This window comes from Bartonella raoultii, from assembly GCF_019659805.1.
Classification (GTDB): Bacteria; Pseudomonadota; Alphaproteobacteria; order Rhizobiales; family Rhizobiaceae; genus Bartonella; species Bartonella raoultii.
On sequence record NZ_JAIFRO010000002.1, the window covers coordinates 149,872 to 167,486 of the forward strand.

At 34.3% G+C, this 17,615-nt stretch carries 8 protein-coding genes, 3 tRNA genes and 1 pseudogene; 7 read left to right on the forward strand and 5 right to left on the reverse strand.

Annotated elements, in window-relative coordinates:
- Positions 1–376 precede the first annotated feature (376 nt).
- Positions 377–453, reverse strand: a tRNA-Arg gene (locus tag K3248_RS02055).
- Positions 454–837: 384 nt separating this feature from the next.
- Between K3248_RS02055 and K3248_RS02060 the strand changes: the two genes are divergently transcribed.
- Together K3248_RS02060 and K3248_RS02065 are read left to right on the forward strand one after the other, a co-directional pair.
- Positions 838–1,980 (forward strand): efflux RND transporter periplasmic adaptor subunit, encoded by a 1,143-nt coding sequence (locus tag K3248_RS02060; RefSeq protein ID WP_220716829.1) that lies wholly within the window; start codon positions 838–840, stop codon positions 1,978–1,980.
- Entirely contained in the window at positions 1,977–5,111 is a 3,135-nt protein-coding gene (locus tag K3248_RS02065; RefSeq protein ID WP_220716708.1) for an efflux RND transporter permease subunit, read from the forward strand. The genes K3248_RS02060 and K3248_RS02065 overlap by 4 nt, the downstream gene beginning before the upstream one ends.
- 277 nt (positions 5,112–5,388) lie before the next feature.
- On the opposite strand, the gene K3248_RS02070 is transcribed toward K3248_RS02065, so the two are convergent.
- Positions 5,389–5,478, reverse strand: a tRNA-Ser gene (locus K3248_RS02070).
- 300 nt (positions 5,479–5,778) lie between these two features.
- Here K3248_RS02070 and rplU point away from each other — a divergent pair.
- The 5 genes from rplU to K3248_RS08600 all read left to right on the forward strand — a co-directional run bounded on the left by rplU (position 5,779) and on the right by K3248_RS08600 (position 11,832).
- Positions 5,779–6,258: a 50S ribosomal protein L21 gene (gene rplU, locus K3248_RS02075; protein WP_220716709.1), complete on the forward strand. Its 480-nt coding sequence runs from the start codon at positions 5,779–5,781 to the stop codon at positions 6,256–6,258.
- Between the two features lie 12 nt (positions 6,259–6,270).
- Positions 6,271–6,540 carry a 50S ribosomal protein L27 gene (rpmA, locus tag K3248_RS02080; protein WP_220716710.1) on the forward strand — a complete coding sequence of 90 codons (270 nt, stop codon included), beginning with the start codon at positions 6,271–6,273 and terminating at the stop codon, positions 6,538–6,540.
- A gap of 1,283 nt (positions 6,541–7,823) precedes the next feature.
- Entirely contained in the window at positions 7,824–10,331 is a 2,508-nt protein-coding gene (ptsP, locus tag K3248_RS02085; RefSeq protein WP_220716830.1) for a phosphoenolpyruvate--protein phosphotransferase, read from the forward strand.
- Between the two features lie 472 nt (positions 10,332–10,803).
- Positions 10,804–10,893, forward strand: a tRNA-Ser gene (locus K3248_RS02090).
- A gap of 213 nt (positions 10,894–11,106) precedes the next feature.
- Positions 11,107–11,832, forward strand: a complete 726-nt coding sequence (locus K3248_RS08600; protein WP_246588206.1) for a GNAT family N-acetyltransferase — start codon at positions 11,107–11,109, stop codon at positions 11,830–11,832.
- A gap of 270 nt (positions 11,833–12,102) precedes the next feature.
- On the opposite strand, the gene K3248_RS02105 is transcribed toward K3248_RS08600, so the two are convergent.
- The 3 genes and pseudogenes from K3248_RS02105 to K3248_RS02115 all read right to left on the reverse strand — a co-directional run bounded on the left by K3248_RS02105 (position 12,103) and on the right by K3248_RS02115 (position 16,395).
- The gene (locus K3248_RS02105; protein WP_220716711.1) at positions 12,103–12,933 is read right to left on the reverse strand and encodes an MFS transporter; all 831 of its coding nucleotides are present in this window, start codon (positions 12,931–12,933) and stop codon (positions 12,103–12,105) included.
- A gap of 1,917 nt (positions 12,934–14,850) precedes the next feature.
- Positions 14,851–15,066: a hypothetical protein gene (locus K3248_RS08605; protein WP_246588208.1), complete on the reverse strand. Its 216-nt coding sequence runs from the start codon at positions 15,064–15,066 to the stop codon at positions 14,851–14,853.
- Positions 15,067–15,622: 556 nt separating this feature from the next.
- Positions 15,623–16,395: pseudogene (locus tag K3248_RS02115) on the reverse strand (class I SAM-dependent methyltransferase).
- Positions 16,396–17,615: the final 1,220 nt, after the last annotated feature.

Here is a 17,615-nt window from a genome sequence, read left to right on the forward strand (position 1 = left end):
AATAATATTGCTATAGTTTTTAAAAAGCATCACGAAATGAAATTTTAAAAAGTTTTAGAAAGAATGAAAGAGATCAGAAAAATTTCCAGATATAAATTCTGCAATTTTTTGGGAGTGTGATGTCTATTTTTAACAATTTATTTTATTTAGATATTTTTATATCTTATAAAGATAAGGTTTAATAATTTTAGAAATTTTACAGAGAAACAGTTTCTAACATGGCGAAGGTTTCCAGAAAAAACAAATTTTGATTCGCACTCAAAAGAATTAGAACAATATCCTGCTCTCACACACTAAATATATTTTAAAGCAATTTAAGAGAGAGTTTATAATTGTTAATTTAAACAATGCATTGAAAAGAATAAAATTTTTATAATGGCGCACCCGAAGAGATTCGAACTCCTGACCCCCAGATTCGTAGTCTGGTGCTCTATCCAGCTGAGCTACGGGTGCTTATATTTTTAATTTTTTATCTTTGAAGACAAAGGGTTCCTAATCGTTTCATTAAAAAATTGCAAGTGAAACTTAATAGAAATAGAAAATTTATCTTTTTATTGAGGAAACATTGTAAGAAATGCAATGATTATGTTTCCGATTTCAATTGGATTTTTACAGAGGCGTTTTCTTAATTTATATTCAGTGTATAAATTAAGATGAACGATAGTTAACTTGACGTTTAAATGTAGAAAAGATACGCAAACAAAAATGAGATATGTTTTTTGCGGCGGGGGGTAAAATATACTACCTGCAGTTTGGCTTTTATATGAAACTCGGATATTGCTGTTGAAAACTGTTTCAAATAAGTTTGCGTATTCATGACACAGCGAGGGTGGATGTATAGAAGTGTTAAAAAAAATCTTTCCATGGGTGTTTTTCGTTATTATTTTGATGGTTACCTATTGGGCTGGAAAACAGAATTCAGAACAAGGTATTTCTATAGTAGATAAAACAACAAATGCATCGCATAATCTTTCAAAGATACCAAGGAAACGCTCCCCGGCCTATGTTGTTGTTGATTATGTAAAAATTCAGGATTTTTATGAACGGTTAAATGTGCTTGGAAGTGGGCAAGCACTCGCTGAGGTAGAATTAACGCCTTTATCTCCAGGTGTTATTGATAAACTTTTTGTATCAGCTGGTACAAAAGTGCAAGTAGGGGATGTAATAGCAAAGCTTGATTCTAAAAAGGAAGAAATAGCGGCTGCAAAAGCAAAAGTACAGCGTGACAATAGTGCTTTAACGCTTTCACGTATTCTTAAATTGCGTGCTAGCAATACAGCAACAGAGGTTCAGGAGGTTACTGCACGATTAGAGTTAGAAAATGCAAATTTAGTTTTTCAGAATGCTGAGGTAGATCTTGACCGGCGAACAATTCGTGCACCAATAAAAGGAATTGTTGGCATTTTGCCCATTGATGAGGGCAATGCTGTAACCCTTAACACTGTTATAGGGCGTATTGAGAATAGAGAAAGTATTTTGGTCGATATATGGGTTCCTGAACGATATATCTCACAAATCCATAAAGGAGATGAGGTAACCGCAACATTAACGGCGCAACCTGATAAAGTTTTTGTTGGCCATATTTATGCGATTGATAATATTGTTGATCCTAAAAGCCGTACACTTCACATCCAAGTTGAAATTAAGAATGAAAAAGATGCGCTTATGTCTGGTATGTCTTTTTCTATTGCTTTACAATTTTATGGTGGTTCTTTCCCTGTCGTTAATCCTCTTGCAATTCAATGGAATAGTAAAGGGTCATTTGTTTGGCGTGTGAGAGAGGGAAAAGTCGAGTCTATACCAGTATCGATTATTCAGCATGAAACAGATAAGGTTTTTGTAAAAGCACCTTTAAAAAATGGTGATCAAATTGTTATTCAGGGAGTACAAATGCTTTATCCAGGAAGCAAGGTTACTCTTGAGGCTCCAGACGCCCATCAACAGCAATTATCAGCCGTTTATGGGAAAGATGAACAATGAGCCAAGAATTGAGTACAAAACAGTCGCAGGTATCGGAGCAAGGCGGTATCATTTCTTTATTTATTCGTAGGTCAGTATTTACCTTCGTTTTGAATGCTATGATCATGATTGCAGGAGTTTCTGCATGGTTGAATGTTGATGTACGGGAACTCCCAGATGTTGATACTCCTGTGACGACGATTATAACGCTTTTTTCTGGTGCATCAGCAGAAACAATTGATCGTGAAGTAACGAAAGTTATAGAAGATGCCGTTTCTCGCGTTTCAGGTGTGAAGACAATTTCTTCAACTTCTTCTTTTGGCATTTCTCGTGTAGAGGTTAATTTTAATGTGGGTGTTGATTTGAATATTGCAGCATCTGACATTCGTGATGCTTTGTCTCCTGTTACGTATTCTTTACCAAAAGAAGCAGATGCACCTCTTATTATTAAAGCAGATTCAAATGCTGCTTCAATGATGTATTTGGTTGTGACTTCACCAACAATGAGTATTGATGATTTAACAACGGTTGTAGATGATAAAATTGTTGATGCACTTTCTGCTGTTGATGGTGTTGGTGATATACAAGTTGCGAGTGCGCGAAAGAAGATTTTTCAAGTTGATGTAGATCAAGCAAAACTTGCCAGTTATGGATTAACAGTGGCAGATATTTCAAATGCTCTTGCAGATATGACAACTGATATACCTGTGGGCTCGTTACGTAATTCTAAGCAAGCTTTAATTGTGCATGCTACTGCACGTTTAACAACACCAGAAGCTTTTGAACAAGTTGTCTTAAAACCTCATGTACGTCTCGGTGATGTCGCACATGTGACTTTGTCACCTGATATAGAAACGATTATTCTTCGTATCAACGGAAAGACAGGTATTGGGTTAGGGATTGTGCGTAAAGCAGAGTCTAATACCCTTAATATTTCCAAAGGTGTGAGAGCGACTGTCGATAATCTTAAAACGATTATTCCTCCTGATGTGCATATAGATGTTATTAGTGATGATGCACTTTTTATCAAGAGCGCACTTCATGAAGTTGAAGTTGCATTGGTCATTGCTATCCTTAGCGTTATCTTGGTTATTTTTCTTTTTCTAAGAGATATTCGTGTAACGCTTATTCCTGCTTTATCTCTTCCTGTTGCTTTAATTGGTACAATTGCAGCCATTTATCTTGTAGGATTTTCTTTGAATATTCTTACATTTTTGGGGCTTGTTTTAGCTACAGGACTTGTAGTGGATGATGCCATTGTTGTTCTTGAAAATATTGTTCGATGGCGCAATATGGGATTAGGTTCTAGAGCAGCAGCGGTGTTAGGAACGCGTGAAGTTTTTTTTGCTGTTTTAGCAACAACATTGACTCTAGTGGCTGTTTTTGTACCTATTTCTTTTCTTCCTGGGCAAGTGGGAAGACTTTTTAGAGAATTTGGTTTTGTTTTGGCAATTTCTATTCTTCTTTCCGCAATTGTTGCTTTAACACTTTGCCCTATGTTGGCTTCGCGTTTTCTTAAAGCACATAGCGAGGAAAAGAAAGAAGGCGTGCACCATTATTTGACTTTTTTGGATAAATTAGGTTCGTTTTTTCATAAAGGATATATTTATAGTTTGCATAAATGCTTAGAAAGGCCTTGGACTGTTGTTTTTTCTTCACTTATTTTTGCAGGTCTTTGCGTTGGCAGTTATATGAAGTTGCAACAAGAATTAACACCACCAGAAGATAGGTCTCTTATCTTTTTAGTGGTCAATGGCCCACAAGGTATTTCTGCACAATATATGAATGAGCAAGTAGAAAAAATTGAAGAGCGATTACAGCCTTTACGTGATTCTGGAGAGATTGCTAACAGTTATTCTATAGTGGGCATGAACGGCTCAACCAATACCGCTTTTTTAATTTTATTACTTTCCCCTTGGGATAAGCGGTTACGGAATCAACAAGAAATTGTAGAAGATATTAATGCAAAAGTGAGACAGTTTCCAGCAGTTTTGGTGTTTGCTGCACAAGGAAACTCATTAGGTGTAAGAGGAACGGGTCAAGGATTAGAATTTGCCATTCTTGGCAGTGATTATAAAACATTACAACCTATTGCTGATAAGCTCGTGAGTGCTTTACAAGCTGATCCACGTTTTATTCGTCCACGACTTACTGTCGATGCAACGCAACCACAGTTTTTTATTGAAATTAATCGAGAAAAAGCTTCTGATTTAGGGATTGATATTACCAATTTGGGTTATACATTACAAACAATGTTGGATGGTAAAAAGATTGGCTCTGTTTATGTAAATGATCATTCTTACGATGTTAAATTGACATCGCGTAAAAATCCTATGAAGAGCCCTCGTGACTTGGAAAATATTTTTTTAAAAACAAAAGGAAATCAATATGTTCCTTTATCGGTTATTGCAAGTTTACATGAAAAAGCTACCGTACCCCAATTAAAACGAGAAAAACGTATGAGTGCGGTGGTTTTAAGCGCAAATCTTGCCCCAGGCGTTACTTTAGGCAGTGCTTATCAGACTGTACAGGAAATTGCTGCTCCTTTGTTATCAAAAGGAAACTATGTGGTTCCCTTGGGAGCAGCTGAAACACTGAATGAAACATCTTCCAATTTTATGATTGTTTTTGGAATCGCCTTTGTGATCATTTTATTGGTTTTAGCTGCACAGTTTGAAAGTTTTATTTCAGGGTTTATTATCATGGCGACTGTACCATTAGGGATTGGTTGTGCTATGATTGCTATGTTTTTAAGTGGTGTTAGCCTTAATATATACAGTCAAATCGGTTTAATTTTGCTGATTGGAATTATGGCTAAAAATGGTATTCTTATCGTCGAGTTTGCAGATCAGTTACGTGATCAAGGTAAAAGTGTACGTGAAGCTATAGAAGAAGCAGCAAATATTCGTCTTCGTCCAGTTTTTATGACAATGATTTGTGCTATTTTAGGAGGGATTCCTTTGGTTTTAGCCAAAGGTGCTGGTGCGGAGGCACGTATAGCTTTAGGTTGGGTAATCGTTGGTGGCTTAGGCTTGGCAACTATTTTTACTCTTTATGTTACACCGGTTGTTTATCTCTTTTTGGGACGTTTTGTAAGACCAAAAGCAGAGGAAGCTGTACGCTTAACAAGAGAACTCAATCAAGTTAAATGATTTAGCATTTAGGGAAGATTTGGAAGTTTTTTATTCTTATGAATATTTTTTACCATTAAATACGTGTTTTGTCGAAAATAGATTTCGACACTTAAAATTGCAAAAAATGTAAAAAATAGCAAAAGTCGAAATTTGGTAGTAAAAAAAGGAATAGGTTTTAAAAAATCTTTAAGAGCCTCTTAGAAATCATTTGAAAGAGCATAAATTGATACAAAACCTGCTGATAAGCCACAGACAAGTTGTCATTAAATTCTTTAAATGACAATTTCTCAGCTATTGGCGGAGAGAGAGGGATTCGAACCCTCGATAGAGTTTCCCCTATGCCGCATTTCGAGTGCGGTGCTTTCAACCACTCAGCCATCTCTCCATATACAAGTACAACAAAAAACTTCATATTGTTGAAATATTATGGCGGGTAGATAACCTTCAATTGCTTTAAGTACAACCTTTTTTTGCTTTTTTGTAGGACTTTATTGACAGAGTATAGAAACTTTGTCATATATGCTTTGACCATGAGCGTGGAGAAATCTGCGTGTATTTTTGTTGAAAAAATAGTTTATACTTATTGTTGAAAATTTATTACGACTGATAAAAAGCAGCCTATTTTCCCCCTTATTCTGTAAGGTAGAAATGAAAATAAGAGCTGGAGTGAACGGAAGGATAAAGAATGTTCGCAGTCATTAAAACCGGTGGTAAGCAATACCGTGTTGTTGCTAACCAAGTGGTGAGAATTGAAAAAGTTACTGGAAATACTGGTGATATTGTTGAGTTTAATAACATATTAATGGTTGGGCAAGAGAATAATGCAATTATTGGTACACCTGTTGTTGCTGATGCTGTGGTTACAGCTGAGATTATAGGGCAAGAACGTGGACGTAAAGTTATTGCATTCAAAAAGCGTCGTCGTCAGAACTCAAAGCGTACGCGAGGCCATCGTCAAGAAGTAACAAGGCTTCGTATTTTAGAAATTTTAATGGGTAATTTAAAACCTAAAAAAGCATCTGCAAAGCCCGTGAAACAGGAAGCAGCTGCATCAAAAGAAACAACAAAGGAAACAAAAGCTGCAGATTCTATAAAGAAACCGACTGAAAAAAAAGTTACCTCAAAGAAAAAAACAACTGTAGCATCAAAGAGTAAAGAGGATTAAAGGAGAACGTCCATGGCACATAAAAAAGCTGGCGGTTCCTCGCGTAATGGCCGCGATTCAGAATCAAAACGTCTTGGCGTTAAAAAATTTGGTGGTGAAACCGTTATTGCTGGAAATATCATTATTCGTCAGCGTGGTACACGCTGGCATCCTGGTGATAATGTTGGTATAGGAAAAGACCATACTCTTTTTGCATTGTTAGATGGAACGGTTTCTTTTTGTAAGAAAGCAAAGAATCGTTCGTATGTTTCTGTTATTCCTGTAGGGGAGATAGCGGAGTAAACCGTAATATTGGGCTATAGGTCAGTATTTTATTGGACTTTGATTTTAAAGTTTTTTTAATATGAAAAGGAAAGGTAGAGAGCTATCTTTCCTTTTTTGCTTTATAATAATATTAAAAAAGCCTAGTATATAGGAAACTAAAAAATAAAATTTGAGGGCATGTTGCTCTTAAAGAATGGAAAAAATTGCATTCTCTTTCATGAGTGTGCAAAATATTAATATGATGATAAAGCTTCTCAGTAAGGGGTGTGTAATATTGAAAATCTACTTTACTTTATGCCAGAGAAGCGTGAGATAATTTTTTTCAAAAAATGTAGAATAATTGAATAAGACCATTTGTACAATTGTTTTAGTAGGAATGAGTACATTAACCATGGTGTTTTGAGGTATGATATAATTTTTAAAAAATGAGGAAATCTAATATGTCATTTAAAGAGATTAAATTTTACAATATCAAAATAGTTGATGCGTCATCAGAAAAAAACATTGTTTCTTTATTGGGTACGTTATGAAAATACAATCTCTAAACACAAGAACAAAAATGAATTAAAAGAAACATCATTTTTTATTGATCGATTTGCTTAAACATTAAAGGCATTTAGAAAGCTTTTTTAGATTTTGGTTATCGAGGGACTGTGTTTTTTAGATGTATATACTTTAAGGGTATACGGACAGAGAGCACCATGCGGTAACAATATTTATTTGAGAAAGAGAAGTCTATAATAGGATCAAAGTTATTCTTTAAAGATTAAAAACAGTGTTTTACGAGATTTTTTTTTCGTATGAAATCTTAAAGAGAAAGAGTATGCAGAGGAAGTTTTTCGTTATGTCATAAACCAGAGACGTGCAAGTGTGACTAGTCAGTTTAAGGGGTATGTTAAAATATCAGCTAAAGTTATAGGTAAGAATGCTTGATTGCTTCAATGAGGAATGATGATAAATTATACGGATAACTTTAGATGATAAAAGCGTTCTTAAAGAACGTTTTTCTATTGATGAGGTTAAAAGGATTGGGGCATTTATCTTTGTTAAATAAAGGGTAGAAATTAGGCTTGTCTTGATGACTTTAAGCGATGCGATGAATAACAATATCCAATTATTGTTTGAGTTATGCTAGGCAATTTAAACGCTTATTGAATGATATTCCATAAAACAGAAAGTTGCAGTGTTGTTTACACTTTCTATTTTGAGAACTGCGGCTTTGAAATAAAATTTATCAGACATATTCATGTGTGAATGTGAGGAATTTAAAATTTACGATGAGCCATGAGGAAGCAGAGGTAATGAATACAGATTGTAACGAGATGGAAACTTTATCTATAAGATCTGTACAACTTGCAGCTGCTTTTGACCATAAGAATGATGCGATTCATGCTGCTGCTAAATTATTGGTACAGATTGGTGCAGTTAACAAATGTTACCTAGCAAGCATGCTCAAATGTGAAGAAATAACGAATACTTGGCTTGGAAATGGTATGGCTATTCCTCATGGAATGGCTGAAAGTTGTGATTTTATTATCAGGGAGGCTGTTGTTGTTATACAAATTCCTGCAGGTGTTGAATGGCAAAACGGTAATAAAGCGCGTTTAGTGATTGCTGTTGCAGCTTATCCAGATCGCTATAAAGAAATTTATAAAAAATTGGCATCTCTTTTATTGGATAAAGAACAACTTGAAATACTTTTCACAACTTCAGACAAACAGCAGATTATTACAACACTTTTTGGTCAGAATACAAAAACGAATAAGCATTTAATTGGTGATCTTTCAGTGTGTCAGGAATGGACTTTAGATTATCCAAGTGGTCTTCATGCACGACCAGCTTCTCTTTGGGCTGATTTTGCGAAAAGAGCTCAGAGTTCTATCAAAGTGCGCCATGGTCAGTATATTGTTGAAATGAAAAATTTGATTGGTTTACTACAATTAGGAGCCAAAAATGGTGATGTTTTAATTTTTTCAACAAATGCAGTAGAAGGTATACAACTTCTTCAGGATGCAATTTCTGTTGTAAAGAAAGTGAGCATAAGTGAAAAATGTATGATGAGAGAAATGGAAGCTCAAAGAAAAGCTGTCCATAGTTGGTATCCTCACTCTGGTCACAAAGGTATTTCTGGTGTTGGAGCGAGTGGTGGGTTAGCTGTCGGTGAGGTTTTGGTTTTACAGCAAAATAATATTTCCATTTTGGATCAGCCAATTGATTTTGCAGCTGGCGTGGTATGTCTTGAAAATGCTATCAAAAAAACAAAGCATAAGCTAACGTCAATTATTGCTGATATCACAGCACGTATGGGAGCAGATTCTGCGGCGATTTTTTCTGCGCAAATGGTTTTGCTTGAAGATGAAAATCTGATAGCACAGGCGCATCGTTTTATGGCAGAAGGTCATGGGGTAGCTTGGTCTTGGGATAGAGCGGTTAGACAATTTACAGATATGTTGTCTAAGGTAGATAATCCTGTATTAGCGGCACGTGCTGTTAATTTATTTGATGTTGGTCGTCGTGTTCTAGGTAAAATCAATCCATTATATAGATCTTTCTTTTTAAAGAATATCCTGCATGATACTATTCTTATAACGGATGATCTCTCTCCCTCTGATATTGCCCAGCTCGATTTTACAAAAGTAAGGGGATTGGTAACGGCATGGGGCGGTCCTTTATCTCACACAGCTATTTTAGCACGTACTCTTGGTATTCCAATGGTTGTTGCTGTGGGTGCTGATGTTTTAGCAGTTAAATGCGGTGTTCAAGCCATTATTGATGGTGATAACGGTTTTATTTATCTTGAACCTCCTTTTGAAGATATTGAAGATGTCCAAAAACAAATGAAAAGTTTTGCAAAAAAATGTGACAGTACGATATGTGTGAATAGATTGCCATTGCAAACAACAGATGGCCAAAGAATTCGCATTATGGCAAATGTCAACTATGCAAATCAAGTTCCTGTAGCATTTGATTTAGGAGCTGAAGGTGTTGGACTCATGCGTACAGAGTCTTTGTTTTTAGAAAATCCACATATTCCGGATGAAAAGTCACAATTTGATGCATATCGAAGGATGATTACAGCTGTAGGAGATAGGCCATTAATTATTCGTGCACTTGATATTGGTGGGGATAAACAGGTTACACATTTATCTTTATCGAAAGAGGATAATCCTTTTTTAGGTATTCGGGGGACACGGCTTTTATTACGGCGTCGTGATTTATTGATTCCTCAATTGCGTGCTTTGTATCGAGCCGCTAAAGAAGGAGGTGATCTTTGGGTTTTATTTCCGATGGTCATGTCTCTTTCAGAGATTTTCACTATAAAAAAGATAGCAGAAGAAATTCAAAATGATATTCGTGCACCAAAGTTAAAATTTGGTATTATGATTGAAGTGCCTGCAGCAGCCATTATGGCTGATGTTTTAAGTGCTCATGTTGATTTTTTTTCAATTGGAACCAACGACTTAACACAGTACACAATGGCTGTTGATCGACAAAATCCATATTTAGTGTCTGAAGCAGATAGTCTTGATCCAGCTGTTTTACGTATGATTCATCAGACTATTCAAGGTGCTAAAAAGCACGAATGTTGGGTGAGTGTCTGCGGTGGTATGGCTGGGGATCCTTTTGCAGCAATGATTTTGGCTGGACTAGGAATTCATGAGCTTTCCATGATATCTAGTGATATTTCTTCAGTAAAAGCATGTTTGCAGGCACATAGTTTTGAAGAGATGAAAATTTTAGCAAAAAAAGCATTACAATGTGAAACAGCGCGAGCTGTACGCGCTTTAAGCAATGATATAGGGTACTAGAAAGCCTTAAAAGAGAAGAATGAATGAATTCTACAATGTAAAATAATTATAATCTAACGCATTATTTAGAATATAAATTTACTATTCCAGTAAATTTTAATATTATGGGTCTAAGAAGTTAGGATTCATTCATTATGATACGTATTACTAGATAAAATGAGTAGATAGCGAATTAGTGATACATAATTATTTAGTTTTTGAAAAAAGATAGGTAATATCTTAATTTAAAGAGGCGTATTATTTGTTACGTATAGAGTAGAAAATGCGTTCGTAAACATAAAAAATTCTTATTACGCACAAATCCAATGATTATATTTTAATGCAATTTACGGAAAAGTTTTTTAAACAAGAGGATGTGCTGGTTATTCAACAGGTATCACATCGTATTTTGATAAATAAAATTGTTTTTTGAATTTTGAATGTGTAGTTTAAGCTTGCACGTTATTTCTTTCTGAGTATAGTGCAGGCTTCTGGAGAGGTGGCCGAGTGGTTGAAGGCGCACGCCTGGAACGCGTGTATATGGGAGACCATATCGAGGGTTCGAATCCCTCTCTCTCCGCCATATTTTTTTAGAGAACCTTTTTCAGCATCATTATCACCAAAAGTTATCATTGCGAGGAATCGCAGATGATGAAGCAGTTCAATAAATATTGAGATTGCTATGCTCTTTCAGAGTAATTACTAAGAAATAAAATGTTAAACAAATCACAAATTGACTTATCGTTAGAGAATAACTTTTTTCAAAGGTACGTTTTGACCCAAATTATGCCCTAAAATGAAAGTTGTTGATTTTCCAAATGGAGTATCTTCTGTTAATTCAACATTTGCTTCAGACATATTCAATATTATCTCTGCTAAAAATTTACAAGAAACTATACCTGTAGACCAAGCAAAATCTATAATCGATTCCTTTAATGCAAAAAAACTGCCTTTAGCTTGGTGGATTAGATCGCATTCGTCTCATTATAAAGTTGATGAAGTTCTTTTATCTATTGGTTTAGAGCATGTTGAAACAGAGGTAGGAATGGCAGCTTTAGCACAAAATATAGACTCACATGTTATTTTTATGCCGGATAACTTCAAAATCAAAGAAGTTGAATCTCTTCAAGATTTTAGAGATTACAGAAATGTTATAGCATCAGTATTTGAGCCTTTTTATGAAGAAGCGGTTATATTTTATGAAACAATAGGCCGTTGTTATAAAAAAGACTCTGATGTAGAGATGTTCGTTGGTTATATAAAGAATAGTACTGTAGCAATATGTTTTTGTATTAAAGTAGATGGAGTTGATGGAGTGTATGATATTGTCACTAATCCAGATTTTCAGAAAAGAGGTGTTGGGACATTAATGACAAAAATTGCGATTGAGCATTTAAAAAGAAAAAAATGTCATGTTATTGGTATGCAAGCCTCTAACGAGGGAATTGGCATTTATAAAAAATTGGGTTTTATAAATTTTGGTGAATTCAGAGTTTATTCTAATAAAAACATGATAAGTTAACTACGAACGCTTTTTTGTTTTTGCTAATCTACAAAAGAGTTCATTATTTTCAGCAAAACGCAAACAGGATAAAATATTTTATACAATAACTAAGCTATGAATAATCCAGCTCTTTAATACATTATAGATGGTCATTTTGCGTTCCTTACTCCAAATAAAACGTATATTGAAATTTCTATTCATTTTCTAAAGAAAAGCCATCAAGATTTTGCATGCATAAGCCAGATTATTTGCATAAACGAAACTTGCTAACAGTCTCATTGCGCTTTTTCAAAGAGTCTTTTCTAAAAAGAACACTGCAAACAAATAAATAAGCAAATATATAGCAAAAATATAAACTAATGACAAAAAACCGAATAAATTGACCATATACGCACTTATATAAAAGAATACCAAGAGGCTCAATCTGCTAACAGTTGATAAAAAAGATTCATATGTGGCTCTGAGATTATCGCTAATACTATCGTGTAAAATAACTTCTACGCGAAGATATGTATATTTAATTAAATAAAAAACGATACAGATTAAAATAACAGCAATTTCTTTTATTGGTTTTTTCTCTCCTTTTAGATCATTCAAAAAAACTAAACCAAATATTGTTGTAATTAGCATTAAAAATGCAGATATATACCATATATATTGGTTAGAATAATTAGCAAAATATGCGCCAATTAAACTAAATATAAACATACCAATAAAATTGTATTGGGAGCTAGAGCCAAGTATTTTTTTAGTAGATGTCAATGTTTTTTTTGCATATTGAACAAGTAAAGCATTATAGGCACCAGCATTCAATGTAAGAGACAATGCGTTGAAAAATTCTGCCAAAAGAAAACCGTTAAAGCTTGTAGAAATTCCCATAAGAAATAGCCATGTGGCTGAAAAAGCTGCTGCCAAAATGACAGATATTTTATAACTTTTTTTATCTGCAAAATATCCAAGAGGGATATCTGTAATCATCATAATAAAAGCTTGAAATGACTTAATAATACCTATGTCAATAAGCGTTAAGCCTTTTTCAAGCATATAGAATACAATAAAGGCGCCAGTTAAAATCCTTATACCGTTAAATAAAAACCCAAACGTTAATATACTTGTCATTTATCCCCCAATAATGCTCATGAAAGCAATGAGGACATCATATATACTGGTTTTTTTAAATATTTATATAGTTTTGTAGAATATTCTTAATAAACTTCAACATATTGATATTTTTCATATGCTTTATGCATAAATAACATCTGGTTTTCCTGAGAAGAATAAGAAGTTCAGCAACAGTATTGGCAGTTACGGAGCCAATATATGATATTTTGCTTCTTGTGTTAAAATAACTTTTTTATTAAACAGATAGTTTTGATAAACAAATGCTACGAATTATTTTCTCTAAAACCGGTAAGTAATCATCACTTTTTCCCCAAGTTGCTATAATAGTTAGACAAATATTTAAATCGATTGTCAGGGCTAAAAGCTTATTTTCTTTATAAAATGATCACATTTTTTCAAGCATGAAACTTTGGCTGTTATAGTCTAACATCTTTTATGATATGGCCTTCGTCTTTATTGATAAGAAAGATAATACGCTCTTTTTTCTTGAAGAGACTTGGTATTTGCAAAAAAATTGTAATGAGATTAGTGGGACTTTCAAGTAAATCATCTTCATCACAATGTGTGAATAAGGTGGATGCAATTTCTCCATGAAGGTAAGTTCCCACTTCGATTATCATTGGTTCGTGGATAGTTCGCACGATTTCCATATGCGAAGGTCTATATTCAATTCCCTACCGCATGCATGCATCACTTTGCATAAGAAATAAGAGCGGTATAAAAAGGATTTTGAGCATAAAGTATATCAAGCGATTTATAAACAAAGGTACTCCTCATTATGAATAGCTTTTTTATATCGCGATAAACCACATATCTTTATAGCTTCTTCATTTATAATGGCGTTTACTTATGTATTTTTCTCCCATCAAGCTTTTTTGAAGGAAATAAGCTTCCTTTAGGCCTACCCAAAAATTGTGCATCCTGTCGATTTTAGAGACCTATATCATCATTTCTTCATAGTTAGAAAACAACAAAGCACTATTGTTTCCAGCAGGAGTATTTGGCTTCACTACATAACCATTAAGGGATTCAAAACCATCGAGAGAATAACCGTTTTTTATGAGAGTTTTTGATTGGATATAAGATAAATCATTTACACAAAAGTGTTGTTACGTTGCTGTTTTTTCATCGTTAATCAGTAGTCAAGGGATTAGTATCAGAACAATCATAATAAGCAGCTGATTGCTCTTGTATAATAAATATCTCTTCAGCGCTTGTTACCATTGCTTCTATCGCTACCGGTCGAAAAGTACTGTTTTATCTTATTGGTATTGTGAAGATTCGCTTCTGCTATATTTTTATTTTTGCACAGTAGGACCATAGAGGATGCCAGTAGAGAAGGGGATGATAATATAAGAATGGGTTTGCTCATGCTTTATTTTGTTGCGATGAAAGGAAAAGAACATAAATAAAGATTGTAAGCCCTATTAAGTGGATGCTTGCGGTCCCATAAGAGACGAGCTTGTAAGAAGACAAAGGATAACATATCCCGCGTCGATTGAAAAAGAGTATAAAGCATGCCACTATAGCTTCCTATTAGCTCTACTTGAGTTTTTGTTTGAGCATTTCAATTGTATGTTTGCGAGCATTAATTCGCATGTTATTCATCGAAAAGCTAATAAGAAACAAGAGACTACAGCTAAATAGGGTGATTGCGTGATACTAAAAATGAAATTAGCTACACTCAGTATAAGAGCTGGTTGAATGAATTCAAGCGAGGGCTTTTTATTAAAGCAGCTAAAAAAACGATTACATCTGTTACTGCACTATAAAGTCCATAATATTCATAGTTAAAATTTTTCATATTTTGAAAAAGAATAGTTACCAGTGTATTGTAGGCGCAAATATGCAAATCAATAAGGCCTATGCAGATGCATAAAAGTTGAAGTTTAAAGGAAAGCCCATCTGTCTGCGCTATGGTGTTAGCTCTTTTTCGGTTGCAGACGGTGTGGTACACATAGCGCTATCTTTGCTATATTTATCGCGAAAAATGCTATATCCGGCTATAAGGCTTATGATGATCTCCAATATACAAATTGCCGAAATCAAACCATTATAGTCCATTTTAGAAGTGATTTCTTGTGGGATAGTTACTTCCAAAAAGGCGCCGATCTGCACTACTGTTTGCATGATGTGAAAAGCTCTGTGTGCACTGAATATAACCATTCAGTGCTAGTTTAGTATTATCAATCTTTAGTGTACTTAAGGTAATCAAAGAGAGATAACCTATGAAAATAAAGACAGTACTAAAACCAAAGAGATAATTAATATAGTGAAAAAGAGCAATAAACAAAAGAAGACTATAGATGATAATTCTTCTTTTATATAAATCTATCCATTGTAATGAAGATTTAATGTGTACAAGCTGCTTTTTTCAAAAGATAGGCCTGTAAGGGTTCCTAATGTCATAGTCATGCCTAGGAAAACCGATGAGGATATTATCTTAATAAGCATTCTAAAGATTACTTAAAAAAAGCAGCATATCAGAAGATAGAGCACAACAACAAGCCCATAAAACCAAAATAATAGTTTTTTGTGCAGTCATATCGACACTCTAAAAATATATACTCTTGTCATTAGGATATATGTCGATAATTAAATAATTGTTTCACATATTATTGAGAAGCCCAAGTTTTTTGAGAGGGGTATGCTATAATAAGGTGTGGGGATAATCATAGATGTTGGGTTATTGTACATACATATAGAGTTCACTTTTATATAAAAGCTCCAAATTTCTATGCACTTCATATTGCTTTATCAATACAGCTAATTGTCGAAGATATTCATCCCCATGGTAAGCAATAGCGCGTTGCACTTGTGTTGAGGAACGGCTCATTCCTATAAAAGACTCAGATGGAATTGTTATTGTCCAGTTGTGTGTATAGAAAGAAACCTTTTCTGAACTTACCCCAAGCCCCTCATGCATTTCCTGTAAAAAATCAAAATGACGATAATAACGAGAATAATGAGGGCTCATTTCTTCTAGCAATGTTTCATAAGCAGCGAGAAATTTGCTATTTTTAAAATCGCGATTGTTTTGAATAACCGCCATGACACCTCCGTTTCGGAGTTGGTTTGAGACAGCGCAAAGCAACAGAGGGCGATTCATCCACTGAAATGCTTGTGCTACAATAACAAGATCAATCTTGCCGATTTGAGGTAATAGGCTTTCAGCTTTGCCGTGATACCACTGCATAAAAGGAAATTTTTTTGTCCCTGCTCAATCATATCGGCTGATACATCGATAGCATGATATTGGTGCTTGCTTCCTAGAAGTTTAATAATCCCCTCTAATGCAATGCCTGTTCCAGCGCCTACATCCACGATGGACAAATGCTTTTTGCCTTTAAAAGGCAGTAGCATGGTTTTCAATAAGGTAAGAGGATAACGTGGACGATAAAGATCGTAGTCATCAGCCAACTCATCGAACTTTTCACTTTTTAGTTGAGCATTTTGCATTATAAGCCCCCCCCTCTTTACAAGAGTTGATATACATAATTGAGAATTGCTCCTTTTTTCTTATATGTCAAATATAAACTTAGAAGGAGAACGAGAACTAATCTTCAGCATTTTCTCTCTTTTATTCGATACAAAAGATATTGATTTATTTCTTATTTTTCCATGATATGCTTTAGAGTTTAATGACTATCAGATCAAATTCCATGCATTTTGCTCAAAAATTTATCTTAATTCCAGTGTGCTTACCATTTTGATGCTTTTAATGAGCATTAAATTTATAGCTTACCTGTGACAATTACTCATTCCCATTCTAGCGAAAAAGATAAAATAATCCATTTTCTTTATAGCTGTTACGATCAATGTCATTAATTTCTGCTTTATATATCATATCGACGGCGTATAACGCTCAATAAGAACAATGCTATTTATGAATCTTTAAATATCATAAAATTATTCCATCTTATGACAAAGATGCTTTCTTTTATGGAGCCGTTAGGCATTCCATGACAAAATGAATATTTTAAAACTATTCAACTCAGGAATTCTTTAACTGAATAAGTTACAATATAAAATTGTAAAAAAATATATTTTTTCAATAGGGTTATATAACATACCAAATGATATATATGCGGGAAGATTAGGTTATGTTCGTTGAAAATTTGAAAGAACGCGCTGCTATTATTCAATAATAGAACTTTTCTGTATTTTACTTTGAGCGGTTTTTTGCTACATTTGGAAATGGGCTCAATTATATCGCATTATCATGGTTTGCCTACAATCAGACAAGCTCAATCGGTGGTGTAGCGCTTTTAATGTTTTTCTCTAGATGCCTAATATTATTTTGGCACCTGTTTTTGGTGTGCTAGCGGATAAATATAATCGTAAAATACAAATTATTATTTCAAATCTTGTTAGAGGTTTGGTGCTCGTGGTTTGGGTAATACTTTGGCAATTGGGCATAAAAATTGAATTGATAGTCTTATTTGTTCTTTTGGCATTTTTATCTCTTTTTATATGCTATCAGCTGTTCCTCTAATTCAGAGTATTGTTCTGAAAGAACAGCTTATAAATGCAACAATCGATATGGTCTATGAATTTGGCACTATCATAGGTATGGGATTCAGCGGGTTTATACTTGCCTATGTGGGAATAAAAGGAACTCTTCTAATAGGTGGTAATTCTTTATTATTGCGGGTTTGTTTAATTTTGCCATGAAGGTA